Raw genomic sequence first — 26,897 nt, 5'->3', positions numbered from 1 at the left:
AAGTTCGCAGGCGCGTGGACGCCGCATGGCTGTCAAGGGTCGCCCGCGCCCCGCTCCGGCCGTGGATACCGCCGCCGCCCCGTCGCAGGACGACATAGGCGTCGAGGCGCGCGTCGTCGCCGGCATTCTGCTGAATGCGGCTCTGGAAAAGCGCAACGGTCTGGACGAGGCCCTGTCCCAGCCCGCCGCCCGCGCGCTGGAGCCGGTGGACCGCGCCTTCGCCCGCGCCGTGGCCATGGCCGGCCTGCGCCGCCTCGGCGAGATCGACCAGATTCTAAATCGTCGTCTGAAGAAGTCGCCACCTGAGGCTGTCCGCACACTGATGCGTATCGCCCTGGCCCAGACCCTGGTGCTGGAAACGCCCGCCTTCGCCGCTGTTTCCACGGCGGTGAAGCTGGCCGAACGCGATCCCAAGACGCGCCCCTACAAGAATCTGGTCAACGCCGTGCTGCGCGGCGTCGGCCGCGAAGGCCCCGGCCTGACGACGGCCGAGAGCAATCTACCCGACTGGATCGCGGCCCGCTGGAAGGCGACCTATGGCGAGGCCGCCTTGGCCGGTTTGGCCCTGGCCGCCCGTGAGGAGCCGGCGACCGACCTCAGCCTGAAGCCCGGCGTCGATCCCGCCGCCGTGGCCGCCGCCGTCGAAGGTGAAGCGCTGGCGGGCGGCACGGTCCGCACCGGCCGTCGCGGCGATGTCGCCTCCTGGCCCGGTTTCGAGGATGGGAACTGGTGGGTGCAGGACGCCGCCGCCGCCGTCCCCGGCCGCCTTCTGGATGTCAAACCCGGCGAGACCGCCTTGGACATGTGCGCTGCGCCGGGCGGCAAGACCCTGCAACTGGCCGCCGCCGGCGCCTCTGTCGTCGCCCTGGACCGTTCGGCCTCACGCCTGAAACGCCTGACCCAGAACCTTGAGCGCACCGGCCTGACCGCCGAGGTGATCGCCGTTCCCGCCGAAGACTGGGAAGACGTCCGCAGCTTCGACGCCGTGCTTCTGGACGCGCCCTGCACCGCCACCGGCACCTTCCGCCGCAACCCGGAAGTTCTGCGCGCCACCAAGCCCGCCGAGGTCGCCAAACTGGCCGACGTCCAGCACCGTCTGCTCGACGTCGCCGCCGAACGGGTCAAGCCGGGCGGCCGGATGGTCTATTGCACCTGCTCGCTGGAGCGCGAGGAGGGCGAGACCCAGATCATCGCCTTCCTGCGCCGCAACCCCGCCTTCCGCACCGTCGCCGCCGACCCCGCCGCGCTGGGCGCCCCGCCAGAGGCCCTGACGCCCGAAGGCTGGCTGCGCATCCTGCCCTCCATGTGGGCCGAACACGGCGGCCTGGACGGCTTCTTCGCCGCTAGGCTGGAACGGGTCGCCTAGGTTTTCAAGGTGCGCGTCTCGACCCGGGCAGAGCGTCGGCGGCCTTTCGTAGGTCGGCGTACTCCTGCTCCACACGCGCCTTTTCAAGCGATCGTCGTTGGGCGTCGAAAGACTTGTAAGCCGCCTTCGCATGGCGGTCGGCGTCGTCCTTGGACACACGACCGCCGTGGGACAGAACCACGCGGCCCAACCCTTTCAACTGGGCGTCCAGAAGTTCGGAAGCTTGCGCCATCGTCGTCAGGCGGCCGGTTTCCAACTGGTCCTCGAAGATGGTCAGCAGCAGGTCGGTCAGACGGTTCAACTCGCGGACTTCCGCCCGCGCCAGGAAGTTCTTGGCCACGGTCACATCGGCCGCAGCGATCCGCTCACCCTTCCAGTTCTGAAGGCCCATGTCGGGTTCCGCCGCGTCGGCGCGCGTCATCAGCAGCTCGGCGGGCGTGTGACTGGTCACCGCGTAGCAGAGCTTGGCCTGGGTGTTGCGGTAGAAGGTGCGCCAGGCGTCCGACTTGGGATCGTAATCCTGGCACAGGCTGCAGATCTGACGGATTTCCGCATAGAGGTTGGCTTCCTCGCTGCGGATGTCGCGAATGATGTCGCGCAGTTCGCGGATGCGATCCTGCTCGCCGCCCGCCTTCATCCGCTCCACATCGACCACGAAGCCGCGCGTGGCGAACCGGATCAGCACGGCGGTGGCCCAGCGGCGGAACAGGGTCGCCTGCGCCGAACTGACCCGGTAGCCGACCGAGATCACCATATCGAGGCTGTAGAGGACGCTTGGCCGGCCCCGACCGTTTGTTTGCATTTTCTGCAAAGAAATCGACTCGTCGAGTTCGCCTTCTTCTAGAATGCTGCCGATGTGGCGTGAAATCACGGACAAGTCGCGGCCGAAAAGGCTCGCGATCTGCGCCTGGCTCATCCACAGCGCATCGCCATCGAAGCGGATTTCGACCCTGGCTCCGTCATGGGCGCCGTAGATCAGAAAGCGGTCGCCGGAGCCGTCCTCGAACACGCGAACGGGCTCGGCGACGGACGGGTCTTGCATCGACATCAGGACTTCCTGCGCAAGTTTGGCGTGAACAAGAGTAGAACATGTCGGGGCTTCCTCGCCAAGCCGGTTGCTCCCGTCGGCGCCGCGCCTTATCCGGAAGGCCATGGCCGTCACCCCTCTGATCTGTCCGTCGATCCTCGCCAGCGATTTTGCGCGGCTGGGTGAAGAAGTTCGCACGCTGGAGGCGGCGGGCGCCGACTGGATCCACGTCGATGTGATGGATGGGCATTTCGTGCCGAACATCACCCTGGGCCCCGACATCGTGAAGGCGATCCGGCCGCATACGAGCCTGCCGTTCGACGTGCACCTGATGGTCGCGCCGGTCGATCCGTGGCTGGAGGCGTTCCGAGAGGCGGGCGCCGACGTCCTGACCGTCCACCCGGAAAGCGGGCCGCACCTGCACCGCACCTTGGGCCGTATCCGGCAGCTAGGCGCCAAGGCGGGCGTCGTATTCAATCCGGCGACGCCGCTGTCGATCCTGGAAGAGGTCGTCGATCTGGTCGATCTGGTGCTGATCATGTCGGTCAATCCGGGCTTCGGCGGCCAGAAGTTCATCGACAGTTCGCTGCGCAAGATCGCCGGCGCGCGGGCCATTCTGGACCGGGCCGGCTCATCGGCGCACCTGCAGGTGGACGGCGGCGTGACCTCGGCCAACGCAGGCGCCTGCGTCGCCGCCGGCGCCGATGCGCTGGTCGCCGGGTCGTTTGTGTTCAAGGGCGACTACGCGACCAATATCGCTGCCCTGAAAGCTGCTCCGGCCGTATCGTGAGCCCGCTCGGCCCCTTCGCCCCGCGCGGGCAGGAAACGACGCTGGACGTCGCCTCGGGCCAGATTCCCGGCCTGCCCGGCGCGCCTGTGCGCACCCCGGTGCGCTCGGGCGACACGATCGCGGGGCCGGGCCTGTGGCCCGCCATCGCCGGACGGCTGGCGACGCGACAGCTGTGGATCGAGCTTTATGGCCTGCCCGGCTATGGACTGACGCTGGGATCGCCGCTGGGGGGCGGCAAGGTGACGGCCTTCGCCGCCACGCCGCGTGACTTCCGCCCCCATGATCCGGCGCCGGGCCGCAATGTCCTGGCCGGACGCTTCATGCTGGCGGGGGCTTCGATGGAAGTCGAACCGCCGTCCGATCCGTGGAATCGGCCCAGCCCCTCGCGGCCGTTCGCGGTCGAGCTTCACGCCTTCGCCTGGCTGCCGGGATTGATGGCCCAGGGGGATCGGGGCGCCCGTGAGGCGCTGCGTCTCACCCTGGCCTGGGCCGACGCCTTCGCGCGGTGGTCGCCCTTCGCCTGGGGACCGGAAATCCTGGCCCGACGGGTGGTCAATCTGGCATGCGGCGCGCGGCGGATGGGCGCTGTCGCGACCGAGGCCGAACGGCTGAGACTGGCCGACAGCCTGGCGCGCCAGACGCGTCAGCTGCTGCGTCCCCCCGGCGGTCTGGCCAGCCGGGCCGAACGGCTGACGGCGGCGGCCATCGGCGGATGCGTCCTGGCCGGGGCGCCGGGACAGGCCTTGCGTCGTCGCGCCCTGTCGCGGCTGGACGGCGCCCTGAAGACCACGGTCCAGAACGACGGCGGTCATGCCTCGCGCAGTCCCGAGGCGGGGCTGGAGCTTCTGCTCGACCTGCTGACGCTGGACGACGCCCTGTCGCAACTGTCCGAGCCGACGCCAGACGGCGTTTCGGCCGCCATCGCCCGATTGACGCAGGGCTTGCGCCTGCTGACCCTGCCTGACGGTCGCCTAGCCAGTTTCCAGGGCGGCGGACCCTCCAGCGCCGAACGGGTCGCTGCGGCCCGCGCCCATGACGATGAGGCCGCCCCGGCCAAGGGCGATTCCGCCCATTCGCCCACCGGCGCGGTCGCCGGCCTGACGCGCATCGCCAGCCCGCTGCTGACCATCATGGCGGACGCCGCACCGCCGGCGCGTGGGGCTTGGGGCGCGGCCTCCTGCGCCCAGCCGATGGCGCTGGAGATCGCCTGCGGCAAGGACCGGCTGGTGACCGGCTCGGGCTGGACCCCGGCCTCGACGGATCGTCAGGCCTTGCGGCTGACACCCGCCCATTCGACCCTGACCCTGGGCGAGCGGTCGCTGAACGAGCCGCTGGGCGGCTGGAAGGGTGACCTGCTGGGCCCGCGCCTGGTCGGGCCGCCGATCCATGTGACGACGGACCTGCGCGACGGCGACGGCGCCGTCTGGCTGGAGATGGAGCACGACGGCTGGAACGAGCTGTTCGGCCTGAACCATCAGCGGCGGCTGTATCTGGATCAGCGGCTGGACGAGCTGCGGGCCGAGGAGAAGCTGTTCCCGACGCCGGGCCGCAAGGAGATGGTGCGCCAGATCGCGGCCCCCTACGCCATCCGTTTCCATCTGGAGCCGGGGGTGCAGGCCTCGCTGGCGCGCGACCGCCGCTCCATCCTGCTGCGCGGCGCCTCGGGCCGGGGCTGGTGGTTCAGGACCGACGGTCCCGACGTCGCCATCGAACCCAGCGTCCACATCGACGCCGGCCTGACGCGCCGCAGCTTGCAGATTGTGGTGCGCGGCTCGGCCCGCACCGACAGCGAAAGCAAGATCCGCTGGAAGCTGAGTCCGGCGGGCGCGAGCGGCGAACCGACGTAGAAGGGTGACGTGACGCCGGTTTGGGTCTAGAGGGCGCGCCATCCTCCCCCAGCCTTCACGGACGCCGCCTCATGCCCGCCGCTCCCGACTTTCCGCCTGCGCCAGATCATGTGAAGCCGCAACGCGCCCTGATTTCCCTATCCGACAAGGCGGGGCTGGAAGATGCGGCTCGCACCCTGCATGACCTGGGCGTCGAACTGGTCTCGACCGGCGGCACCCGCGCAGCGATCGAGAAGCTGGGCTTGCCGGTCAAGGATGTGGCGGACCTGACCGGCTTCCCCGAGATGATGGACGGCCGGGTCAAGACCCTGCACCCCATTGTTCACGGCGGCCTGCTGGGCGTGCGCCACGCGGCCGACCATGCCAAGGCCATGACCGACCACGGCATCGGGCCCATCGATATCGTCTGGATCGACCTCTATCCATTCGAATCCACCGTCGCGGCAGGCGGCTCCTTTGAGGCCGCGGTCGAGAATATCGACATCGGCGGCCCGGCCATGATCCGTTCGGGCTCCAAGAACCACGGCTATGTCGCCGTCGCCGTGGACGGCCCGTCCATCGGCCTGATCCTTGAGGCGCTGAAGGCTGAGGGCTCGACCGATCTGGCGCTGCGCAAACGCCTGGCCGCCCGCGCCTTCGCCCGCACCGCCACTTATGACGCCGCCGTCTCCGGCTGGTTCGCGAGCCAAGTCGAGGACGTCGCCCCGGCCCGCAAGTCGATCGCCGGTTCCCTGGCCCAGACCCTGCGCTATGGCGAAAACCCGCATCAGACCGGCGCCTTCTATCGCACCGGCGAGCGCCGTCCGGGCGTCGCCTATGCGACCCAGGTCCAGGGCAAGGAGCTGGGCTACAACAATATCGCCGACGCCGACGCCGCCTATGAGCTGGTCGCCGAGTTCGAGGCCCCGGCCGTCGTCATCGTCAAACACGCCAACCCCTGCGGTGTGGCGGTCGGCAAGGACCTGTCCGAAGCCTACGCCCGCGCGTTGGAATGCGACGCCGTCTCGGCCTTCGGCGGGGTGATTGCGGTCAACCGCCCACTGAACGGTGACGACGCCCGCGCCATCACCGGCATCTTCACCGAAGTCGTCATCGCCCCCGGCGCGGACGACGAGGCCAAGGCCGTCTTCGCCGCCAAGAAGAACCTGCGCCTGCTGATCACCGACGGCCTGCCCGATCCGCACGGCGTGGGCGAGGTGTTCCGCTCGGTCGCCGGCGGCTTCCTGGTGCAGTCGCGCGATCGGTCGTTGATCAAGCCGGAAGACCTGAAGATCGTGACCAAGCGCCAGCCGACGCCGACCGAGATCCAGGACATGCTGTTCGCCTTCACCGTGGCCAAACACGTCAAGTCCAATGCCATCGTCTACGCCAAGGACGGCCAGACGGCCGGCATCGGCGCCGGCCAGATGAACCGCCGCGACAGCGCCCGCATCGCCGCCATCCGCGCCAAGGAGGCCGGTGAGGCGAAAGGCCTGGCCCATTCCCTGGCCGAGGGTTCGGCCTGCGCCTCGGAAGCCTTCTTCCCCTTCGCCGACGGCCTGTTGGAAGCGGTTGCGGCCGGCGCAACGGCGGTGATCCAGCCGGGCGGCTCGATGCGCGATGCCGAGGTCATCGCCGCCGCCGACGAGAAGGGCATCGCCATGGCCTTCACCGGCGTGCGGGTCTTCAGGCATTAATCTTGGAAGGAAGGGCGCTACCGCTCGCGACGCGGTCGCTCGCTGCTTGAGCGCCCTTCTTCTCGTTTGTGGAGGTCGTCGAGACTTCAACAGCGCGCCTTAACGTGACTGGACGCTCGGCGCCGGGCGTGATGCTCTGACCGCTTCCCGCGTTGGAGCGTCCCATGACCGTCCTGATCCGTCCCGAAGGCCAGACCGCCGACGATCTCAAGCTGAGCCGGCGAAGCCTGGGGGCGCTCGGGGGGTTGCTGTTCTCCGGCTATGCCGCCGCGGCCCTGGCGAAGGAGGCCAAGCCGATCACGACCGACGACGCGGGTTTGGCCACGGAGACCGTGACCTATGCCGCGCCGGACGGATTCCAGCTTCCGGCCTATGTGGCGCGGCCCGCGGGCGAGGGGCCCTTCCCGGTTGTCGTCGTGGTGTCCGAGATTTTCGGCGTCCATGAATACATCCGCGACATCTGCCGCCGCCTGGCCAAGCAGGGCTATGCCGCCATCGCGCCCGCCTTCTTCAATCGTGTCGAGGATCCCGCGCCGCTGTCGGACATGCAGCGGATCATGCAGATCGTCGGGGCGGCCAACTATGAGCAGGTGATGGGCGACCTGTCGGCGACGCTGGAATGGACCAGCCAGCAGGCGTGGGCCAAGGACGGCAAGGTCGGGATCACCGGCTACTGCTGGGGCGGCAAGGTGGTGTGGCAGGCGGCGGCGCGTTTCGCCGCCATCGGCGCGGGCGTGGCCTGGTATGGCCGTCTGGCCCCCGCCGCCGATGCCACGCCGGTGCAGGTCTCGTCTGGCCAGCCCTGGCCGGTCGATCTGGCCGCAGATCTCAAGGCGCCAGTGCTGGGCCTGTATGGCGGCAAGGACCAGGGCATTCCGCTGGCCAGCGTCGAGCGGATGCGGGAGGCCTTGGCCCGCGCCGGCCAGACCGGCAGCGAGATCGTCCTCTATCCCGACGCCCAGCACGGTTTCCACGCCGACTATCGCGCCAGCTATTCCGAGAGCGACGCCAGGGACGGTTGGTCCAAACTGCTGGCGACCTTCGATAAAGCGTTAAAGAATTAGGGCGTTACTGATGTGAAGGCTGCGGAGGGCGGCCTGGGTTTTGGAGGGTTTGGCGTGAACGGATTGCGGCGTCGCGGGGCGATCGTCCTGGGTCTGGGTCTGCTGTTTCTGCCGCTGGCCGGTTGCGGCGGCGGGGGAGGCGGCGGCGGGGGCGGCGCGATCACGCCTCCTGTCCCGCCCCCTCCGCCCCCTCCCCCTCCGCCTCCGCCCCCTCCGCCTCCGCCTCCGCCTCCCTCGGTGACATCGAGCGAGTATCTGCGGAACTATGGCCTGGCCAATATGAAGGCTGAGGTCGGCTGGCGGGCGGGTGCGACCGGGGCAGGCGTTACCGTCGCCGTCGTCGATTCCGGGGTCAGCAATAGCCAGGCCGATCTGGTCGGGCGGATATCCAGCGCGTCGACGGACGTGGTCGGATCGCGCAACACGCCCTATGTCGCGAACGACAGCCACGGCACCCTGGTCTCGGGCGTGATCGCCTCGAACTTCAACGGACTGGGCACCATCGGGGTGGCCTATGAATCGACGATCCTGTCGATCCGCGCCGACATTTCCGACTGCGAGGACGAAGACGACGACATCTGCTTCTCCAGCTCGGATCTGGTGCGTGCGCTCGACTATGCGGTGACGCATGGGGTCAAGATCATCAACATGTCGCTGGGCGGCGACGGCAGGCTGGGGTCGGGCTTCGAGGCCGCCTTGCTACGTGCGGTCAACGCCGGCGCCGTGATCGTGGCGTCGTCCGGCAATGACAGCGAGGCCAATCCCGGCTGGCCCGCCCGCTACGCCATCGATCCGCGTTTCGCCGGCGGGGTGATCGCCGTGGGCTCGCATGGCGCGAACAACCTGATGTCGGACTTTTCAAACCGGGCCGGCGACACGGCCGCGGCCTACATCTCCGGGCCCGGCGAGGACGTCATAACCGGCTGCGATGGGACGCAATGTTACCGGATCAACGGCACATCCTTCTCGGCCCCACATGTCTCCGGCGCCTTGGCCCTGCTGATGGACGCCTTCCCCAATCTCACCGCGCGGGCGGCCCTGGCCATCCTGGTCGATACGGCGCGGGACGCCGGAGATCCGGGCACGGACATCGTTTATGGGCGCGGCCTGCTGGACATGGCCGCCGCCTTCCGGCCGGTCGGCGCGACCTCCACCCCAATGGCGGACGGCGGCTACATCGTCAGTATCAGCGAGCCGGGCAGTTTCGTCGGCGCGGCCTTCGGCGACGCCTTCAACCGCCAGACCGCGCTGAACACGGTGTTGTATGACGCCTATGACCGGATGTTCGCGGTCCAGCTGGGCGCAGCCTATCCGACCGCGCCCAGCCGATCCTATCAGGCCGCGCCGTTCGAGCAGAACACCACCGCCACCACCACCCTGGCCCTGCCCGGGGGTGGGCGGCTGAACCTGATCGCGGCCCAGCCCAGCCCGACGCCCGAGCCGATCGCGCCGCGCCACGACCTCTATGATGCGCCGTGGATGGGTGACGAGCCACGCCAGGAGGCGATGCTGGACCTGGAGACCGGGCGGATGAACTTCTCGGTCTGGCAGGGCAAGGGCGGGGCGGCCTCACCGTTCGATGGCGCAGCGGGCGACGGTTTTGCGGCTCTGGCCCAGGCCGATCATGCGGTTCGCGGTGCGATGCGGTTCGGCGCCGTGACCGTTTCCGCCGAAAGCGGCGGCGGCGATCGTCGAATGCCGCTGCGCCAGGTCGAGCAGGACGCCTCGACCTATAGCCGGGCGGCGATCGGATGGCGGGGCGCCGAGGGCGGCCTATCGTTCAGCGTCGGCGCCCTGGACGAACGGCTTGGGCCCTTGGGCGCCTTCCTGCCCGGCGGGTCGGATTTCGCCCTGCCGTCACGGACCGCCTTCTATGCGCTTGGCGGGGACTGGACGCTGACGCCCGGTCTGCGCCTGATCGGCGAGGGGGGCATGGGATCGACCCGGATCGAGGGGCGGTTCTTGTCGATGGATCAGGCGGCGATCAGTTCGAACTGGCGGCTGGGCCTGCTGACCGGCTGTTCGATGATCTGCGATCGGATCAGCTTCACCCTGTCGCAGCCGCTGCGGATCGAGAGCGGAACCTTCTCGGCGCTGCTGGCCGATGTGCCGGTCGAATATTTCGATCCTCTGACCTATTCGCGCCGAAGCTTCTCGGCGACGCCCAGCGGTCGTCAGATCGATTTCATCCTGGGTGGTGAGCGTCGGTTGTGGGACGGCTCCAGCATGACGTTGCAGGCCGTCGCCAGCCGTGAGCCACGCCATGTGGCGGATGCGCCCCCGGAGTTCGCCCTGATCGGAGCATGGCGGCGTCAGTTCTGACCGACGCCGCCTCCTGAACCGGGATCAGGCCTTGCCGTCGAAGGCCTGACCTTCGGGCGCCTGTGCGGCCCCATAGGGGTTGGAGCCTTGCGCGCCAGAGCCCTTGGCCGCGACCACGACCATGGCGGGCCGAACGGTGCGGCCGAACAGTTCGAAGCCGGACTGCATGGTCTGGAGCACCGATCCGCCGGGCACGGTGTCTGACGGCTGTTCCATCATCGCCTGGTGCAGGTGCGGATTGAAGGCCTCGCCGGCTTCCGGCGCGACGCGCTTCAGGCCGTTGCTATCGAAGGCCTGAAGCAGGGCCTTCTGGGTCAGTTCCAAGCCGGTCACCAGGCCGGCGGTGGCGCCCTCGGCGTCCTTGGGCGCGGCCATCAGGGCGCGTTCCAGATTGTCGGCCACGCCCAGCAGGTCCTTGGCGAAGCGCTGGATGGCGAAGGCGCGGGCGTCGTTCTGCTGCGTCTCCGAACGGCGCTTCAGATTCTCCATCTCGGCGGCGACGCGCAGGGCGCGATCCTTCCACTCGTCGCGTTCGGCGATGGTGGCGTCCAGCGGCGCCAGATCATCGCTCCGAGTTTCAGAAGGATGGGCGTCCAGGCCGTGTTCGGCGTCGGTCTCGGCCGCGTCCAGGGCGTCGAAGTCGTCATTAAGGGGTTTGTCGCTCACTTGTCGTTCCCGTCCAGCATCCGGCCCAGCACTCGGGCGGTATAGTCCACCAACGGAATGACACGGGCGTAGTTCAGTCTTGCGGGGCCTATGACGCCGATGGCGCCCAGAACCCGTTGTCGGCCGCTCATATAGGGCGCCGCGATCACGGCGGAACCCGAAAGTGAAAACAACCGTGTTTCTGCGCCGATGAAAATGCGCACGCCCTGGGCCGCATCGACGCCGTCCAACAGGCCGATCAGCTGTTCTTTCTGCTCCAGGTCATCGAACAGGACGCGCACCCGCTCCAGGTCGGCCAGGCCTTCGGTGTCCTGAAGCAGGTTGGCGCGGCCGCGCACGATCAGGGCGCGCTCGCGGTCGGGTCCGCCCGACCAGGCGGCGAACCCGTCCTCGACCAGGCGGGCGGCGGTCTGATCCAGTTCGCGCCGAGCGATCTCCAGCTCGTGGGTCATCTCGCGCTTGGCGTCGGCGAAGGGGCGGCCGCGTAGGCGCGCGTTGAGGAAGTTGGAGGCCTCGACCAGGGTCGAGGGCGTGACCCCCGCCGACAGGGTCATGATCCGGTTCTCGACCGTGCCGTCGTCGGCGACGATGACGGCCAGGGCCTGATCCCCGCCCAGAGCCACGAACTCGACGTGTTTGACGCCGGAATCGCGCACCGGACTGGACACCACCCCTGCGCCGCCCGCCAGGCCGGACAAGAGGTTGGACGCCTCGTCCAGAGCGGATTCGAAGTTCCGGCCCCGCCCGGCCAGCCGCCCGTCGATCTCGCGCCGCTCCTCCTTCGTCAGGTCGCCAACTTCCAGCAGGCCATCGACGAACAGCCGCAGGCCTGCGTGGGTGGGGATACGCCCTGCCGAGGTGTGGGGCGCGGCCAGCAGACCCGCCAAGGTCAGGTCCTGCATGGTGTTGCGGATCGAGGCCGGCGACAGGGCGATGCCCCCCAGCGACAGGGTGCGCGACCCGACCGGCTCGCCTGTCTCCAGATAGCTCTCGACGATGCGGCGGAAGATGTCGCGGGCGCGAGCGTCCAGCCCCGCCAATCCTGCAAGGGACTGGACGCCATCGAACGGCGGGGTTTTGGGGGCATACAGGCTCACGGTTTCAGGATAAGCACCGCCGCCACGGCTTCCAAGGCCAGACTTCCAAGGAGTGCTCTCAATGCGCCATTCGCAACGCACCGACGACCAACTGCGTCCCGTGACCATCGAGACCGGCGTCAACCGCTATGCCGAGGGCTCGTGCCTGATCACCTTCGGCAACACCAAGGTTCTGGTGACGGCTTCGGTCGAGGAGAGCATTCCCGGCTGGATGCGCGGCAAGGGCCAGGGCTGGGTCACGGCCGAATACGGCATGCTGCCCCGCGCCACCCACACCCGCGGCCGCCGCGAGGCTGCGGCGGGCAAACAGTCGGGCCGGACGCAGGAGATCCAGCGGCTGATCGGCCGTAGCTTGCGCGCCGTCGTCGATCTGAAGGCCCTGGGCGAGCGTCAGGTCGTGCTGGACTGCGACGTGATCCAGGCCGACGGCGGCACGCGCACGGCCTCGATCACCGGCGCCTGGGTCGCCATGGCCTCGGCCCTGAACTATCTGCGCGACGAGGGCGTGCTGAAGGCTGACCCGATCCTGGACCAGGTGGCGGCCGTGTCGTGCGGCATCTGCAACGGCGTGCCGGTGCTGGATCTGGATTACGAAGAGGACTCAGAAGCCGAAGCGGATTCGAATTTCGTCCTGACCGGCTCTGGCCAGATCGTCGAGGTCCAGGCTACCGGCGAGAAACGCGGCTTCTCGCGCGCCGAGTTCGACCGGCTGTTTTCGCTGGCCGAGGTCGGCTGCACCGAACTGTTCGCCCTGCAGAAGGCGGCGCTGGCGGCGGTGAAGCGATAGGGGGTTTCGCCTCGGGTCGCCGGCGGGCATCCTCGCCGGGTTGGTCCTGATCGGAGACAAGTCGATGCGTCGATCCCAATGGCTTTCGCTGGCCGCCTGCGCCGTGCTGATGGCCGGATGTCAGCCCTCTGGCCCCGGAGCGCCCGCGTCCAGCGATTCGGCGTCGAACCCCGACGTGATCGATGCGGTTCCTCTACAGCCGGAAACCACGCCGGTCGCTTCGCCTGCCAAGGCGGATGCTCCGGCTAAGGCGCCGGCCAAGCCCGCCGAGGAGCCCCAGGCCAGCATCCCCGAGGGGCCGGACATGGCGCCTCAGCCGGTTCCGGTCAGCGAAGTTCCGTGTCGCGAAGCCATCGGGGCCGCCGCCTCGGCCCGGCTCGTCGAGCGCTGCATCCAGGTCAGCCCGGCGACGCGCCCGCCCTGCAACGCCGCCAACCCTTGCGACCTGATCCAGGGCGAGATCGACCGGTCCTGCAAGCTGTGGGAACGCGACGGCGATCCGCCGGCGGCGTGCAAGCCCTGAGGGCCGATCCTCAGCCGGCGGCGCGCACCGCGCCGGCGACATCGGCCACCACCCGCTTGACCAGCGCGTCGTCGTCGCCTTCGGCCATGACGCGGATCAGCTTTTCCGTGCCCGACGGCCGCACCAGCAGGCGCCCCTGACCGCTCAGCGCGGCCTCGGCGTCGGCGATGGCGGCCTTGACCGCAGTGGTCTCCAGCGGCTTTTCGGCGGTGAAGCGGACGTTCTCTAGCTTTTGCGGCACCGGATCGAACTGGCGGGCCAGTTCGCTCATCGGCTTGCCGGATTCGACCAGGACCGCCAGCACCTGCAGCGCCGCCATCAGGCCGTCGCCGGTCGTGGCGTGGTCGTGCAGGATGATGTGGCCCGACTGTTCGCCGCCGATGTTGAAGCCGCCCTCGCGCATCCGCTCCATGACGTAGCGGTCGCCGACCTTGGTCCGCTCCAGCGTCAGGCCCTCGGCGGTCAGCCGGCGCTCCAGGCCCAGGTTGGACATGACGGTGGCGACCACGCCGCCGCCGGTCAAGATGCCGCGCCTGGCCCAGTCCAGCCCGACCAGGGCCATGATCTGATCGCCGTCCACCACCCGCCCCGTCTCGTCGCAGATGATCAGCCGGTCGGCGTCGCCGTCCAGGGCGATGCCGATGTCGGCGCGGTAGCGTTTGACGGCATCGGCTAACGTCGCCGGATGGGTCGATCCGCACTCGGCATTGATATTGGTCCCGTTCGGGGTCACGCCGACCGGGAAGACCTCGGCCCCCAGCTCGAACAGGGTGGTGGGCGCGACCTTGTAGCCGGCGCCGTTGGCGCAATCGACGGCGATGCGCAGGCCTTGCAGCGTCAGCCGCTTGGGGAAGGCCTGTTTGGCGATCTCGATATAGCGGGCCTGGGCGTCGTCGATCCGCTTGACCCGACCCAGCTTGTTGGACGGCGCCAGGCCTTGGTCCAGGCCCTGGTCCATCATGGCCTCGATCTTCAGCTCGATCTCGTCCGACAGCTTGTAGCCGTCCGGTCCGAACAGCTTGATCCCGTTGTCGGCATAGTCGTTGTGCGAGGCCGAGATCATCACGCCCAGGTCGGCGCGCATCGACCGCGTCAGCATGGCCACGCCCGGCGTGGGGACGGGGCCGAAGGTGCGCACGTCCATGCCCACCGACGCAAACCCGGCCACCAGGGCCGGCTCGATCGTATAGCCGGACAGGCGGGTGTCCTTGCCGATCACCACCAGATGGCGGCGGTCGTCGTCGGTGCGGAACAGTTTCCCGGCGGCCAGACCCACACGCAGCGCGACCTCGGCCGTCATCGGATAGGTGTTGGCGCGCCCGCGAATCCCGTCGGTGCCGAAGTATTTTCTGTCGCCCAAGGCCTGGTCCTTTGTTTCGGGTAACGTTCCGAAACCCCTTTTTTGATGCGGCCCGCCTTAAGATTGCATAGACGGCCGGTGGGGCTTGATGTGTGGCTTAGCCCCGGATCGCCGCCAGTGCAAAGCGGCGTACATATTCACCACCATTCTGCGGAGTCTCTGCCATGTGCGGCATCATCGGCATCACCGGCAACGGACCTGTCGTTCCCCGGCTGATCGGCAGCCTGAAACGGCTGGAGTACCGCGGCTATGACTCGGCCGGCGTCGCCGCCGTGGTTGACGGCGCGGTCGAACGTCGCCGCGCCCAGGGCAAGATCCGCAATCTTGAGGCCGTTCTGGCCGAACAGCCGATGACGGCGACGGTCGGGATCGGCCATACCCGCTGGGCCACGCACGGCGCGCCGACGACGGCCAACGCCCACCCGCACAAGGCTGGGCGCGTCACCCTGGTCCACAACGGCATCATCGAGAATTTTGCCGAACTGAAGGCCGAGTTGGCCGCCGAGGGTCATGTCTTCGAAAGCCAGACCGACACCGAGGTTATCGCCCATCTGCTGGACGCCGAACTGAACACCGGCCGCAGTCCGCTGGAGGCGTTCAAGATCACCCTGGATCGCCTGACCGGCGCCTATGCTCTGGCGGTGCTGATCGATGGGACAGACGATCTGATCCTGGGCGCCCGGCGCGGCAGCCCGCTGGTGGTCGGCTGGGGCGAGGACGAGATGTATCTGGGCTCCGACGCGCTCGCGGTCGGTCCGTTCACACAGAAGATTTCCTATCTGGAAGAGGGTGATTACGTCGCCGTGACCAAGGCCAGCGCCCAGATGTTCGACGTGAACGGCAAGCCGGTCGATCGGGCGGTGGTCCAAGTCTCGGCCTCCTCGGCCATGGTCGAGAAGGGCGAATATCGCCACTTCATGGAAAAGGAGATCCATGAACAGCCCGACAGCGTCCAGCACACTCTGTCGGAATATCTCGATCTGGTGACCGGCAAGGCGAAGACGAACACCGTCGATTTCGCCGCCATAGACCGCATCCAGATCGTCGCCTGCGGCACCGCCTTCTACGCGGGCCAGATCGGTCGCTACGCGTTCGAGAGGCTGGCCGGCCTGCCCTGCGACGTCGAGATCGCCTCCGAATTCCGCTACCGCTCGCCGGCGGTGATGCAAAAGACCCTGGCGGTCGCTGTCAGCCAGTCGGGCGAGACCGCCGATACCCTGGCCAGCCTGACCTGGTGCAAGGCGCAAGGGTTACACACCGCCGCCGTCGTCAACGTCCATTCGTCGTCCATGGCGCGCGAAGCGGCCGTGCTGTGGCCCACCCACGCCGGCCCTGAAATCGGCGTCGCCTCGACCAAGGCCTTCACCGCCCAGGTCGCGGCCCTCCTAGCCTTGGCCGTCGCAGCGGGCGTGGCGCGCGGCCGGATCGATGCGGCCCAAGAGGCCGAACTGGTCAAGGCCCTGTTCGAAAGCCCCCGCTTGATCGCCGAGGCCCTGACGATGGGCGACAGCATCCGCGCCGTCGTTCAGGACCTGGCCAAGGCCGACGACGTCCTGTTCCTAGGCAGAGGCGCCATGTTCCCGCTGGCTATGGAAGGCGCGCTGAAGCTGAAGGAGATCAGCTATATCCATGCGGAAGGCTATGCCGCAGGCGAGTTGAAGCACGGTCCCATCGCCCTGATCGACGAAGAGACCCCGACCATCGCCCTGGCCCCGCTGGACGAGGTGTTCGAGAAGACGGCCTCCAACCTGCAGGAGGTCGCCGCGCGCGGAGGTCCGGTCATCATGATCGCGCCGGAAAAGGCCCCCGACCCGCACGGCGCCGGCATCCGCCGCATCCATGCGCCTGACTGTCATCCCCTGATCGCGCCCCTGGTCTATGCGGTGCCGGTCCAGCTGCTGTCCTATTACACCGCCGTCCAGAAGGGCACCGACGTGGATCAGCCCCGCAACCTGGCCAAGTCCGTCACGGTGGAATGAGGCGCGGCCGCCATCTCGCGCAGGGCCTCGACATCGGCGATCTGGATCGCGCCGCGTCGCAGGCGCAGCGCACCGGCCGCGCACAGTTCGGTGCAGGCGGTCGAGACGCTGGCGCGCCGCACCGCCATCAGGTCGGCCAGGTCGCTCTGACGCAATGACACCGTATCGCCGCCGCCCTGGTCGTGAACGTCAAGGATCAGGGCGGCCAGGCGCTGGCTGACCTTGAGGGCCGCGTGACGACCCAGTTCGGCCCGAAGCGCGGCGTTGCGGCGGCGCAGATCCGTCAAGGTCGCCTCAACCAGGGTGTCGCGATCGATCCGCTGGGCCAGCCGCCGCGCTGGCACGGTCAGGAACCGTCCCGCCGTCAGCCACAGGGCGACTTCTTTCTCACCGCATCCCAGCACGGCGTCGAAGTTGATCAGGTCGTCGCTGGAGGCCAGGCCGTGTGACAGGGTTTCGTCCGACCCAAGCCGCGCGGCCACGCCTTCGAGAATGAAGGTGACCAGGGGTTCACCATCGCGCGTCAGGGCGGTGCGTTCGCCGGGCGCCGCGTTGAAGGCGTCGCCGTCGTCCAGACCCTGTACCGCCAGCAGGGAGAGCAGGGACCGCGCGAGGTTCGACTTGGACATGCGCCGTGTAGACCGCCAAACGGCGTTCTGCGCGATAACATGCGTTAAGGGGTCAGACCGGGTCGCTCTGAAGCCTCAGATAGGTCGGGTCGAACTCGGCGATCGCCGCCAGACGGCGCCAGTCGAGGATGTCGATCCGACCGCCTGACCAGTTGACTACGTCCTCGCCGCGCAGTTCCGAGATCAGGCGGCTGACATGGACCGTAGACAGGCCCAGAGCGTCGCCCAGGACGGCCTGCGTCAGGGGCAGGTCGAAGCTTAGGTCGCCGGTTTGGCCGACGGCCTGAAGACGCAGATAGAGCTCGCAGACAAGATGCGCGAGATGACCCAGACCGCTGCGCCGACCCATGGCGACCAGCCATTGGCGGTGGATGGCGGCGTCGATGATCGTGTCCAGCCATAGCAGGCGTGTCAGGTGAGGATGGCGCTCGGTGATGTCGATCAGGCCGCTGTGGGGCGCCTCGGCGACGACGCACTCCGTCAGAGCGACGACCCCGTGATCCATCTGCTTCATCAACAGGCTGTGCAGGTCGATGAAGTCGCCGGGCACATTGATCTCGGTGATCTGGCGCGCGCCGTCTTCCAACGTGGAGTAGCGGGCCGAAAAGCCGGAAATCAGCAGCGTGCTGTGCAGCGGCCGGGTGTGTTCGCGCACGATATCGGAGCCAACGGCGACGGTTTTGGGCGGCTCCAATGCCTTCTGCAGAGCCTCGATCTCTTCGGGCGAGATGCGGTCGCGCAGGGACAGTTTCTCGACCAGTGTGGTGATCTTGGGCGCGGCGCGAGGTCTGCTCATGACGCTGTTTCCACCAGGCTCCATCCGTCAGGCGCGTCGTCCGAGGCGGCGGCCGTGATGCTGACGACCGTCTCCCCGTCTGCATCGGTGACGATGACGCTGAACGCTCCTGTGGTCCAGAAGGACGACCCGCGATAACGTAAAATCTCGCCCAGAACGGCGACGGCCTCCTCCTTGGCGGCGTCGATGCCCTTCAACTCTTCGCCCTGGTCGTCGCGGACGCAATCGCCGTTCTGGGTATGGAAAAAGTAGCGCGGCAATCATTCCTCCTGGCAGCAGGCAAGGGAGGAAGTGGTCGGCGGGCCGATTGGTTCAGCCCTCTGTGATCTTTCAGATTTCCTGGTTGAAGGCGCCGATTTCCGGATAGGCAGCCAGGCGCGGTTTGATCTCCTTGCGGAAGAGATCGCGCATGTCGTCTTCGGACCTCATACTTTCCACCACGACCACCAGTTCCGGCTTGTTCGATGAGGCGCGAACCAGAACCCAGGATCCGTCGTCAAGGTGAACCCGAACGCCGTTGACGGTGATGGCTTCAAGGATCTTGCGGCCCAGGATTTCGCCGCCTGCGTCGGCCAGATCGCAATACTCTTTCACGATCCGCTCCAGCACGCCGTACTTCAGCTCGTCGTCGCAGTGGGGCGACATGGTCAGGCTGGTCCAGGCGTCGGGCAGGGCGGCCTTCAGCTCGCTCAGCTTCTTGCCCGGATTGCGGTCCAGCATGGCCAGGACGGCGCCGGCCGCGACCAGGCCGTCGTCGTAGCCGTGGCCCAGGTCGCCGGCCATGAAGAAGTGGCCCGACTTCTCGAACCCGGCCAGGGCGCCCAGTTCGGCGGTCTTGCGCTTGATGTACGAGTGGCCTGTCTTCCAGTAGACGACCTCGGCGCCGTTGGCCTTGAGGATCTCGTCTGTCTTGTAGAGGCCGGTCGACTTCACATCGACGACGAAGGTGCTGTCCGGATAGACCTTGGACAGGTCGCGGGCCAGCATCAGGCCGATCTTGTCGGCGAAGATCTCCTCGCCCGTGTCGTCCACCACGCCGCAGCGGTCGCCGTCGCCGTCGAAGCCCAGGGCCAGGTCGGCGCCCGTCTCGCGCACACGCTGGGCCATCTGTACCAGCATGGCGTGGTCTTCCGGGTTCGGATTGTATTTGGGGAAGGTGTAGTCGAGGTCGGTGTCCATCTCGATCACCTCGACGCCCATGCGGCGCAGGGCATCGGGGGCGAAGGCGCCGGCCGTGCCGTTGCCGCAGGCGCAAACGACCTTCAGCGGCCGCTTGATCTGAACCTTTGAGGCCACGTCGGCGACATAGGTCTCGCGGAAGTCCTCGACCCGAACCAGCTTGCCGCCCGGTCGTGCCACGCCCTCGCCGTTCAGCACGATCTCTTTCAGCCGGCTCATCTCCTCGGGGCCGAAGGTCAGCGGCTTGTTGGCCCCCATCTTCACCCCGGTCCAGCCGTTCTCGTTATGGCTGGCGGTGACCATGGCGACGCAGGGGGCATCCAGTTCGAATTGGCCGAAATAGGCCATGGGCGACAGGGCCAGCCCCACGTCCAGAACCTCCATCCCGCCTTCCAGCAAGCCCAGGATCAAGGCCTGTTTGACGCTGAGGCTGTAGCCTCGGAAGTCATGGCCGGTGACGATCTTCGGCGGTACGCCGATCTCGTGGACATAGGTCGCCAATCCGAGGCCCAAGGCCTGGATGCCGAGAAGGTTGATCTCCTTTTCCAGGATCCAGCGCGCGTCGTACTCGCGAAAACCGGTCGGCTTGACCAGGGCCTGCGTCTCATAGGCGGCCGTGTTCGGCTTCAGGTCCTGGCGGGGCTTCAGCATGGATTGTCCTTGGTGTCGGCTCGACGGCCGGCCGATCATGCTGCGGCGCGCTTGCGAATACGGGCGATGCGGCGCAGGCGGCGCCAGAAGCGGCCGCGCTCCGGCTCGGGATAGGGCTGCAGGTTCTCGACAAACTGATCGGCCGAGGCGCGCCAGCTGAACTTCTCCGCATAGGCGCGCACGACCTTACGGTCGAGTTCAAGGCATTCTAGGCAGGCGGTCCTGAGGTCCTTGTCGATTGCCCCGGCGTTCGAGCCGGGAATGATGTCGATCGGGCCGTGCGCCGGATAAGCGGCGACCGGTGTGCCGGCAGCCATGGCTTCCAGGATCACCAGGCCGAAGGTGTCGGTCCAACTGGGGAAGACGAAGACATCGGCATCGCGGAAGCATCTGGCCAGATCGTCGCCGAACCGGGCGCCGAGAAACTTGGCCTCTGGATACTTCTCCTGCAGCTCCGCGCGGGCGGGGCCATCGCCAACGACGATCTTGGTGCCGGGCAGATCGAGCTGAAGGAAGGATTCGATGTTCTTCTCGACCGCCACACGGCCCACGTTCAGGAAGAAGGGCCGGGGCCAGTCCTTGCCCCCAAGCTCATCGTAAATCCGTTCCAGGTCGGGGTTAAATACGTCCGTATCCACGCCGCGCGACCAGGGGGAGACATTCTTGAAGCCATGCTCGACCAGTTCGTCGCGCAGGGTCGGGGTCGCCACCATCAGACGGCCCGACGGCTTGTGGAACCATTTCATATAGGCGTAGCCGACCTGGACCGGGATCGGGAAACGGGCCGAGACATATTCGGGGAATTTGGTGTGGTAGCTGGTCGTGAACGGCAGTTTCCATTCCACGCAGATGCGGCGCGTGGCGATGCCGATCGGACCCTCGGTGGCGATATGCACGGCCTCGGGCTCGAAGGCGCGCAGCATTTCACGGATCTCTTCCTCCGCCCCGAGCGCCAGCCGGATTTCCGGATAGGTCGGGCAGGGAATGGTCTTGAACAGGCTGGGCTCGATGACCTCGACCTCATGGCCCATGCCGCGGCATTCCGCGACCGTGCGGGTCAGGGTGCGGACGACGCCATTGACCTGAGGTTCCCAGGCGTCGGTGGCCAGAACGATGCGCATTGAGGCGGGCGGACCCTAAGCCGTTAAGTAAGGGCGGAACTTCTAGACGGTTCGAATGACGAAGGCGAGACGGCGATTATCATGTCGCCGGGCCGTGAATGCGGCTCAGGACAGTTGAAGGCCATTGTCCCCATCGTGAGCCAAGGCCCCAAGCGTTTCCCGAAGCTGGATATGAGCCGTCATGATCGAGTGGAGCGACAGCGCCGGTGCTGGCTCATCGATAAAGTCGCCGTTTTCGAGCAGAGCGTCGCGCCAGAGGCCTTGAGGCGTAAGGAAAAGCCACACGGCGCGCAACGCGTAGCCTGCCTGTTCCAGCGAAGCCGCGCAGGGACCGTCGTCGGCCATTGACGCGAGGATCAGGGAGGCCTTGAGCCATTGCGTCTGCGACCAGAGCCGGGCGCGACCACTCTGGATGAAGCCTTGATCGTTCACGGCCTCCACGACGACGCCACGTTTCAAGTCGATGCCTTGAAGCCCAGCCTTGAAGAGCTTGCGGGCGTTCACGAGCGCAGCGATATCGGACGTCAATCGGCTGTAGCGGGCCAGCAGCCAGGCCCGATGGAACAGGTCGCCAGGCGACGCCGGATGATCGATGTCCGATCCGTCTTGTATCAGGCTGACGATCTGATCTGCAGCCCGGCGCCAGCCTGGGTCGGCGCTTATGCCTGCCCAAGCAAGCGCGCCTTCCAGCAGGACGAGAGACTTCGCTTGGTCGGGTGGTTCGTTCTCGTCCCCTATAAGACGGTCGCGAAGGGTTGTGGCGTCGCGCTCCACCGAGGAGGCGCCTGTCGCTGCGAAAATAGCGGCCAAGGCGACAGGCAAGCAGCTATGATCGCCTTGTTCAGGTTGATCGCCGTCCAATGGTAGGTACGGCAGACCTTTTTCGATCACGGCCCGCCATGGCCCAGGCCAGTCCTGGCGACCGGCTTGGGCGTAGGCTTCTAGCTGGGCCGCCTGAACTTGAAGAAGGTGCGATGTCGCAATGCGACGCCCGCTCGTGCTCAGAAGTGTTTCGAAGGCTCCGGACGTCCCCTGTCCCAACGTGCACCAAACGGGAAGCGCGGACTGACGCAACCATGTCGCCAGCCGTTCAGCGCCGCTTTTCAGCGACTCCGGGGCGGGCGTCGGAAAATCGAGATGCGTCGGTGACAGTTTCCCGAGCCGCTCGACGACTTTTCTGACGTCCTGGCTGCGCCTCAGGTCTGTGACCAACACGGCATCGCGTTCCACGATGACGCCCACATCTCGCAGACCGATAACGGCGACCATGACGCCGTCGGATGACCGTACCAGACAGCCCTCGGAGTCTTCCAGAAGATGCAGCCCGACGCTGCCTTCGCCAGAGGCCTGTACGGCGTCCCAGGCCCCGAGGTCGGACCAGGAAAACCGCACGGGAAGGACCGACGCTCGGCTTGTCTTTTCCATCACCGCATAGTCGATCGAAATCTTGGGTGCGTTGGAGAACTGCGGCCCAAGCAACCGGTATCGCCCGTTGATTTCCGCATGCTCAAGGGCGTCCCTGGCGGCTGTCATGACTGCGGGCGCCTGTTGGGAAAGTTCCTCGATCAGCACATCTGCGCGCACGATGAAGTTGCCGCTGTTCCACAGATAGCCGTTGTGAATGTGGCGTTCGGCCGTAACCGCATCTGGCTTTTCGACGAAGGCCGCTACGTCCGAGAGGCCGGGGCCAGACGGTGCGATGTAGCCGTAGGCGGAGGACGGTTCTGTGGGCACGACTCCCAGGGTGACGATGCGGCCCTTGTCTGCTGCTGTGGCGGCTTCCTGCACTGCTGCGTGAAATGCGCCATGGTCGGGAATGTGGTGGTCGGAGGCGACGAAGAGATTGACGGCTTGCGGGTGCTGTTGGGCGGTCCACAGGGCTGCGACAGCCATTGCGGCGGCGGAATCGCGGCCCTCGGGCTCCAGGAAGATGGTGGCCGTAGCGCCGACCTCGTCCAGTTGGGCCAGAATCTCCAGGCGATGCTGCTCTCCTCCCACGACGATCAGTTCGCCGCCCTTCTCCATCAGCGGAAGGGCGCGCTCCACCGCGTCTTGGAACAGGGACCGATTGCCGGCCAGCGGAATGAACTGTTTGGGCCGCGAGGGCCGAGAGGCGGGCCAGAGCCGCGTGCCGGCCCCGCCGCACATGATAACCGGATAAATCATCGCCATGGTCAAAGCTGCTCCGATTGGATCGTGCAAGTCCAGTAGGACGCGTCTTTAGTTTGCCGAATGGTCCAAATCCATCGTTGTGAAAAGTAGCGCTGAGGTTGCTGCGGGCTCTGTCGATCGCGCTTACAGCGGCAGCACCGTCGTCGACTTCACCTCCTCCAGCACCGCATAGGTCCGCGTCTCCCGCACCCCCGGCATCCGCACCAGCACGTCGCCCAGGAAGGCGCGATAGGCGTCCATGTCGCCGACGCGGGCCTTGATCAGATAGTCGAAGCCGCCGGCGACCATGTGGCATTCCAGAACTTCGGGCTGGCTGCGGACGGCGGCAGCGAAGGCTTCGAATACGTCGCCGGTGGTGCGGTCCAGCAGCACCTCGACGAAGATCAACAGGTCGCGGCCGACTTGGGTCGGGTCGATCATGGCGGCGTAGCCGGTGATGATCTTCTTCTCGCGCAGCCGTTTGACCCGTTCGAAACAGGCGGCGGGCGACAGGTTGCAGCGCCGCGCCAGCTCTGCGTTGGAGATGCGGGCGTCGGTCTGAAGCACTCGAAGGATGCGGCGGTCGACGGTGTCGATGTCGATCATCGGTGATCATGACCTTGCGCCGAACGATCTTCGGCTCGGGTTCGTATCATACGAAGCACCTTCAATGAACTCCGGCATATAGGGCGTGAACCCACAGGATTTGTCGCCGATGACTACCCCCGCCTTAACGCCTTCGAGCCTGGCCGTCTGGGACGGCCTGGACGCGTACAAGTTCCGCGACGAGCGCGAGGCGGTCGCCGCCAACCTGGCCCGCATGCCTCTGGACGCCGCCGAGCGCGCCGCCGTGGTGGCGGAGGCGACGGCCCTGGTCGAACACGCCCGCCGCAGCCAGAAAAAACAGGGGGTGGTCGAAAGCTTCCTGCAACAGTTCTCGCTCGGCACCCGCGAGGGTCTGGCGCTGATGTGCCTGGCCGAGGCCCTGCTGCGTGTGCCGGATGAGGAGACGCGCGATCGACTGATTGCGGAAAAGATCGGATCCGCCGACTGGGCCAGCCATCTGGGTCAGTCCGACAGCCTGTTCGTCAACGCCTCGACCTGGGGCCTGATGCTGACCGGCAAGCTGGTCGACGTCGACGACGAGGCGCGGAGCGACCTGCCCGGCTTCCTGAAGCGGATCGCGGGTCGTCTGGGCGAGCCGGTCATCCGCCAGGCGGTGGCCACAGCGGTCAAGATCATGGGCGAACAGTTCGTGGTCGGCCGCACCATCCAAGGTGCGCTGAAGCGGTCGAACAAGGAAGGCTGGCTGTGCAGCTTCGATATGCTGGGCGAGGGCGCACGCACCGTCGCCGACGCCGACCGCTACGAGAAGATTTACGCTGACGCCATCGAGGCGGTCGGCAAGACGTCCAAGGGCCAGGGGCCGGAACGCGGTCACGGCGTGTCGGTAAAACTGTCGGCCCTGTCGCCCCGCTACGAGGCGACGCATGAGGACGACGTGTGGGCGACCCTGTATCCCCGCGTCCTTCGTCTGGCCCAGATCGCGGCCAAATACGACATCAACTACACGATGGATGCCGAGGAGGCGGACCGTCTGGCCCTGTCGCTGAAATTGCTAGACCGGCTGGCGCATGAGCCGTCACTGGGCGGCTGGACCGGCCTGGGTTTGGCTGTTCAGGCCTATCAGAAACGCGGTCTGGAGACGATAGAGCGGGTCGCCGACCTTGCAAGCCGCTCGGACCGGCGTCTGATGGTGCGCCTGGTCAAGGGCGCCTATTGGGACACCGAGATCAAGCGCGCCCAAGTGTTCGGCCGCACCGACTACCCCGTCTATACGACCAAGGCGGCGACTGACCTGAACTACCTCATCTGCGCCAAGGCCATGATCGAGGCGGCGCCGGCGATTTACAGCCAGTTCGCCAGCCACAACGCCCATACCCTGGCCGCCGTGCGCAGCATGGCGCGGGATCGCGGCGTCTCCGTCGAGCACCAGCGCCTGCACGGCATGGGCGAGGCCCTATACGATGCGGCGCACGAGGCCTGGGCCGATGAGACCGTCATCGTCCGCGCCTACGCCCCCGTCGGCGGGCACGAGGAACTGCTGCCCTATCTGGTGCGGCGTCTGCTGGAAAACGGCGCCAACTCCTCCTTCGTCCACGCCCTGCTGGACGAGCGCGTGCCCGCCTCGGCCGTCGCGGCCGATCCCATCTCCCTGGTCGAGCAAGCGCCCGACCGTCACCCCAAGATTCCGGTTCCGCAAGACATGTACGGCGATCGTCAGAACTCCCTCGGCCGCGATTACTCCCAGGCCGCCGACCGCGAAGCCCACGCCAAGGCGCTGGAGGGCGTCGATCGCGAGAAGCTGACCTCCGGCCCCATCGTCGGGGGCAAGCTGCGCGCCGGGATCGACGCCCAGGCCGTGACCAACCCCTTCGACCGGTCCCAGGTGCTGGGCCATGTCTCCGAGGCTCAGCCGGCCGACATCGACGCCGCCGTCGAGGCCGCCGGCAACGCTCAGGTCAAATGGGATCGCCAAGGCGGCGCTAAGCGCGCCATCGTCCTGCGGGCCATGGGCGATGCGCTGGAAGCGGACATGGACCGCCTGGTCGCCCTGCTCAGCCGCGAGGCTGGCAAGACCCTAAACGACGGCGTCGCCGAGGTGCGCGAGGCGGCCGACTTCTGCCGCTACTACGCCCTGCTGGCCGAACGCGACTTCACCGCGCCCGAAACCCTGAAGGGCCCGACGGGCGAAACCAACCAGCTGTTCCTGCACGGACGCGGCGTCTTTGCCTGCATCTCGCCATGGAACTTCCCCCTGGCCATCTTCACCGGCCAGATCGCCGCCGCCCTCGCCGCCGGCAACGCCGTGCTGGCCAAGCCCGCGGAGCAGACGCCGCTGATCGCCGCCGAGGCCGTGCGCCTGTATCACAAGGCCGGCCTGAACCCCGACCTGCTGGCCCTGGTCCCCGGGCGTGGCGAGACGGTTGGCGCGGCCCTGGTCACCCACCCAGGAATCGACGGCGTCGCCTTCACCGGCGGCACCGACACGGCCGCCGCCATCAACCGCTCCATAGCCGCCCGGGCCGGCGCCATTATCCCCTTCATCGCCGAGACCGGCGGCCTGAACGGCATGTTCATCGACACGACGGCGCTGAAGGAGCAGGTCATCGACGACGTGATCCAGTCGGCTTTCGGCTCGGCCGGGCAGCGCTGCTCGGCGCTGCGCGTCCTCTATGTGCCCAAGGATTCGGCCGACGCCCTGATTGACGGTCTCAAGGGGGCGCTCGCGGTCCAGACCGTCGCCGACCCCGCCGATCCCAAGACCGACATCGGCCCCGTCATCGACCCGGAATCGCGCCGCGCCCTGGAAGCCCACGTCGAACGCTTGTCGAAGGAGGCGAAGATCATCGCCCGCGCCGACCTGCCGCTCGGCGCCGAAAAAGGCGACCTGTTCGCCCCCACCATCGCCGAAATCCCCACGCCCGACTTCCTGGAGCGCGAGGTGTTCGGTCCCATCCTGCACATCTATCGCTATGCCCCGTCCGACCTGAAGTCGGTCGCCGGCAAGCTGGCCGCGCGCGGCTACGGCCTGACCCTGGGCGTCCACAGCCGCATCGAAGCCTTCGCCGCCGAGGTGGCCGAACTGGTCCCGGCCGGCAACGTCTATGTGAACCGCTCGATCACCGGCGCGGTGGTCGGGGTGCAGCCGTTCGGGGGCGAAGGATTATCCGGTACCGGTCCCAAGGCAGGCGGGCCGAACAGCCTGATCCGTTATGCTGCGGAAAAGGCGATCAGCGTGAACATCGCCGCGCAGGGCGGAGATCCTGCGCTATTGAACCTATAATACCCGATGTCCCGAACGT

The 26,897-nt window shown here is 67.3% G+C and carries 21 protein-coding genes; 10 read left to right on the top strand and 11 right to left on the bottom strand.

From position 1 onward, the window contains the following. The first annotated feature begins 25 nt into the window (after nt 1-25). Complete coding sequence (locus tag ACZZZD_RS10055) at nt 26-1,366, top strand: RsmB/NOP family class I SAM-dependent RNA methyltransferase (RefSeq protein WP_463434741.1); 1,341 nt, start codon at nt 26-28, stop codon at nt 1,364-1,366. A gap of 4 nt (nt 1,367-1,370) precedes the next feature. Here the strand turns inward: ACZZZD_RS10055 and rhuM are convergent, their stop codons facing one another. Further along, entirely contained in the window at nt 1,371-2,414 is a 1,044-nt protein-coding gene (gene rhuM / locus ACZZZD_RS10050) for a RhuM family protein (protein WP_463434739.1), read from the bottom strand. 103 nt (nt 2,415-2,517) lie between these two features. Between rhuM and rpe the strand changes: the two genes are divergently transcribed. From rpe to ACZZZD_RS10025, 5 genes are all read left to right on the top strand, one after another. Further along, nucleotides 2,518-3,183 carry a ribulose-phosphate 3-epimerase gene (gene rpe / locus ACZZZD_RS10045; protein WP_463434737.1) on the top strand — a complete coding sequence of 222 codons (666 nt, stop codon included), beginning with the start codon at nt 2,518-2,520 and terminating at the stop codon, nt 3,181-3,183. Further along, nucleotides 3,180-5,030, top strand: a complete 1,851-nt coding sequence (locus ACZZZD_RS10040; RefSeq protein WP_463434735.1) for a heparinase II/III family protein — start codon at nt 3,180-3,182, stop codon at nt 5,028-5,030. Before rpe ends, ACZZZD_RS10040 begins: the two co-directional genes overlap by 4 nt. 71 nt (nt 5,031-5,101) lie before the next feature. Next, on the top strand, nt 5,102-6,706 hold the full coding sequence (purH, locus tag ACZZZD_RS10035; RefSeq protein ID WP_463434733.1) for a bifunctional phosphoribosylaminoimidazolecarboxamide formyltransferase/IMP cyclohydrolase: 1,605 nt from the start codon (nt 5,102-5,104) through the stop codon (nt 6,704-6,706). 164 nt (nt 6,707-6,870) lie between these two features. Continuing rightward, nucleotides 6,871-7,770 (top strand): dienelactone hydrolase family protein, encoded by a 900-nt coding sequence (locus tag ACZZZD_RS10030; RefSeq protein WP_463434731.1) that lies wholly within the window; start codon nt 6,871-6,873, stop codon nt 7,768-7,770. A gap of 279 nt (nt 7,771-8,049) precedes the next feature. Continuing rightward, complete coding sequence (locus ACZZZD_RS10025) at nt 8,050-10,092, top strand: S8 family peptidase (protein WP_463434729.1); 2,043 nt, start codon at nt 8,050-8,052, stop codon at nt 10,090-10,092. Nucleotides 10,093-10,116: 24 nt separating this feature from the next. Here the strand turns inward: ACZZZD_RS10025 and grpE are convergent, their stop codons facing one another. Then, the gene (gene grpE, locus ACZZZD_RS10020) at nt 10,117-10,758 is read right to left on the bottom strand and encodes a nucleotide exchange factor GrpE (protein ID WP_463434728.1); all 642 of its coding nucleotides are present in this window, start codon (nt 10,756-10,758) and stop codon (nt 10,117-10,119) included. Beyond that, nucleotides 10,755-11,849 carry a heat-inducible transcriptional repressor HrcA gene (gene hrcA / locus ACZZZD_RS10015; RefSeq protein WP_463436112.1) on the bottom strand — a complete coding sequence of 365 codons (1,095 nt, stop codon included), beginning with the start codon at nt 11,847-11,849 and terminating at the stop codon, nt 10,755-10,757. The genes grpE and hrcA overlap by 4 nt, the downstream gene beginning before the upstream one ends. Before the next feature lie 67 nt (nt 11,850-11,916). On the opposite strand from hrcA, the gene rph reads away from it, so the two are divergent. Both rph and ACZZZD_RS10005 read left to right on the top strand, forming a co-directional pair. After that, on the top strand, nt 11,917-12,642 hold the full coding sequence (gene rph, locus ACZZZD_RS10010) for a ribonuclease PH (protein ID WP_463434726.1): 726 nt from the start codon (nt 11,917-11,919) through the stop codon (nt 12,640-12,642). A 64-nt stretch (nt 12,643-12,706) separates the two neighbouring features. Then, entirely contained in the window at nt 12,707-13,165 is a 459-nt protein-coding gene (locus tag ACZZZD_RS10005) for a hypothetical protein (protein WP_463434724.1), read from the top strand. 10 nt (nt 13,166-13,175) lie between these two features. Here ACZZZD_RS10005 and glmM read toward each other — a convergent pair whose 3' ends face one another. Further along, the gene (gene glmM / locus ACZZZD_RS10000; RefSeq protein ID WP_463434722.1) at nt 13,176-14,525 is read right to left on the bottom strand and encodes a phosphoglucosamine mutase; all 1,350 of its coding nucleotides are present in this window, start codon (nt 14,523-14,525) and stop codon (nt 13,176-13,178) included. 164 nt (nt 14,526-14,689) lie between these two features. Here glmM and glmS point away from each other — a divergent pair, with 164 nt between their 5' ends. Beyond that, nucleotides 14,690-16,504: a glutamine--fructose-6-phosphate transaminase (isomerizing) gene (gene glmS / locus ACZZZD_RS09995; protein ID WP_463434721.1), complete on the top strand. Its 1,815-nt coding sequence runs from the start codon at nt 14,690-14,692 to the stop codon at nt 16,502-16,504. On the opposite strand, the gene ACZZZD_RS09990 is transcribed toward glmS, so the two are convergent. The 7 genes from ACZZZD_RS09990 to ACZZZD_RS09960 all read right to left on the bottom strand — a co-directional run bounded on the left by ACZZZD_RS09990 (nt 16,465) and on the right by ACZZZD_RS09960 (nt 23,637). Beyond that, on the bottom strand, nt 16,465-17,133 hold the full coding sequence (locus ACZZZD_RS09990) for a Crp/Fnr family transcriptional regulator (protein WP_463434719.1): 669 nt from the start codon (nt 17,131-17,133) through the stop codon (nt 16,465-16,467). The genes glmS and ACZZZD_RS09990 overlap by 40 nt on opposite strands. A 52-nt stretch (nt 17,134-17,185) precedes the next feature. Then, nucleotides 17,186-17,929, bottom strand: coding sequence for a Crp/Fnr family transcriptional regulator (locus tag ACZZZD_RS09985; RefSeq protein ID WP_463434718.1), 744 nt, complete (start codon nt 17,927-17,929; stop codon nt 17,186-17,188). Continuing rightward, nucleotides 17,926-18,189: a DUF6894 family protein gene (locus ACZZZD_RS09980; protein WP_463434717.1), complete on the bottom strand. Its 264-nt coding sequence runs from the start codon at nt 18,187-18,189 to the stop codon at nt 17,926-17,928. The genes ACZZZD_RS09985 and ACZZZD_RS09980 overlap by 4 nt, the downstream gene beginning before the upstream one ends. Before the next feature lie 70 nt (nt 18,190-18,259). Next, nucleotides 18,260-19,759, bottom strand: a complete 1,500-nt coding sequence (locus tag ACZZZD_RS09975; protein ID WP_463434715.1) for a phosphomannomutase/phosphoglucomutase — start codon at nt 19,757-19,759, stop codon at nt 18,260-18,262. A gap of 35 nt (nt 19,760-19,794) precedes the next feature. Beyond that, a complete protein-coding gene (locus tag ACZZZD_RS09970) occupies nt 19,795-20,880 on the bottom strand; it encodes a glycosyltransferase family 4 protein (RefSeq protein WP_463434713.1) in 1,086 nt (361 codons plus the stop codon). Between the two features lie 105 nt (nt 20,881-20,985). Next, on the bottom strand, nt 20,986-23,052 hold the full coding sequence (locus ACZZZD_RS09965) for a sugar phosphate nucleotidyltransferase (protein ID WP_463434711.1): 2,067 nt from the start codon (nt 23,050-23,052) through the stop codon (nt 20,986-20,988). Between the two features lie 123 nt (nt 23,053-23,175). Further along, nucleotides 23,176-23,637, bottom strand: coding sequence for an Lrp/AsnC ligand binding domain-containing protein (locus tag ACZZZD_RS09960; protein WP_463434709.1), 462 nt, complete (start codon nt 23,635-23,637; stop codon nt 23,176-23,178). Between the two features lie 109 nt (nt 23,638-23,746). Between ACZZZD_RS09960 and putA the strand changes: the two genes are divergently transcribed. After that, entirely contained in the window at nt 23,747-26,878 is a 3,132-nt protein-coding gene (putA, locus tag ACZZZD_RS09955; RefSeq protein ID WP_463434708.1) for a bifunctional proline dehydrogenase/L-glutamate gamma-semialdehyde dehydrogenase PutA, read from the top strand. Nucleotides 26,879-26,897 lie beyond the last annotated feature (19 nt).

It is taken from the genome of Brevundimonas sp. AC546, assembly GCF_979258305.1.
Note: the sequence above shows the minus strand (reverse complement) of the source record. Positions and strands in the feature narration are given on the sequence as shown.

What these genes read in the sequence shown, in the direction of transcription:
- ACZZZD_RS10055 (WP_463434741.1), top strand. Translation starts at nt 26, where the DNA reads ATGGCTGTCAAGGGTCGCCCGCGCCCCGCTCCGGCCGTGGATACCGCC.
- rhuM (WP_463434739.1), bottom strand. Translation starts at nt 2,414, where the DNA reads ATGTCGATGCAAGACCCGTCCGTCGCCGAGCCCGTTCGCGTGTTCGAG.
- rpe (WP_463434737.1), top strand. Translation starts at nt 2,518, where the DNA reads ATGGCCGTCACCCCTCTGATCTGTCCGTCGATCCTCGCCAGCGATTTT.
- purH (WP_463434733.1), top strand. Translation starts at nt 5,102, where the DNA reads ATGCCCGCCGCTCCCGACTTTCCGCCTGCGCCAGATCATGTGAAGCCG.
- ACZZZD_RS10030 (WP_463434731.1), top strand. Translation starts at nt 6,871, where the DNA reads ATGACCGTCCTGATCCGTCCCGAAGGCCAGACCGCCGACGATCTCAAG.
- ACZZZD_RS10025 (WP_463434729.1), top strand. Translation starts at nt 8,050, where the DNA reads ATGAAGGCTGAGGTCGGCTGGCGGGCGGGTGCGACCGGGGCAGGCGTT.
- rph (WP_463434726.1), top strand. Translation starts at nt 11,917, where the DNA reads ATGCGCCATTCGCAACGCACCGACGACCAACTGCGTCCCGTGACCATC.
- ACZZZD_RS10005 (WP_463434724.1), top strand. Translation starts at nt 12,707, where the DNA reads ATGCGTCGATCCCAATGGCTTTCGCTGGCCGCCTGCGCCGTGCTGATG.
- glmS (WP_463434721.1), top strand. Translation starts at nt 14,690, where the DNA reads ATGTGCGGCATCATCGGCATCACCGGCAACGGACCTGTCGTTCCCCGG.
- ACZZZD_RS09990 (WP_463434719.1), bottom strand. Translation starts at nt 17,133, where the DNA reads ATGTCCAAGTCGAACCTCGCGCGGTCCCTGCTCTCCCTGCTGGCGGTA.
- ACZZZD_RS09985 (WP_463434718.1), bottom strand. Translation starts at nt 17,929, where the DNA reads ATGAGCAGACCTCGCGCCGCGCCCAAGATCACCACACTGGTCGAGAAA.
- ACZZZD_RS09975 (WP_463434715.1), bottom strand. Translation starts at nt 19,759, where the DNA reads ATGCTGAAGCCCCGCCAGGACCTGAAGCCGAACACGGCCGCCTATGAG.
- ACZZZD_RS09970 (WP_463434713.1), bottom strand. Translation starts at nt 20,880, where the DNA reads ATGCGCATCGTTCTGGCCACCGACGCCTGGGAACCTCAGGTCAATGGC.
- ACZZZD_RS09965 (WP_463434711.1), bottom strand. Translation starts at nt 23,052, where the DNA reads ATGGCGATGATTTATCCGGTTATCATGTGCGGCGGGGCCGGCACGCGG.
- ACZZZD_RS09960 (WP_463434709.1), bottom strand. Translation starts at nt 23,637, where the DNA reads ATGATCGACATCGACACCGTCGACCGCCGCATCCTTCGAGTGCTTCAG.
- putA (WP_463434708.1), top strand. Translation starts at nt 23,747, where the DNA reads ATGACTACCCCCGCCTTAACGCCTTCGAGCCTGGCCGTCTGGGACGGC.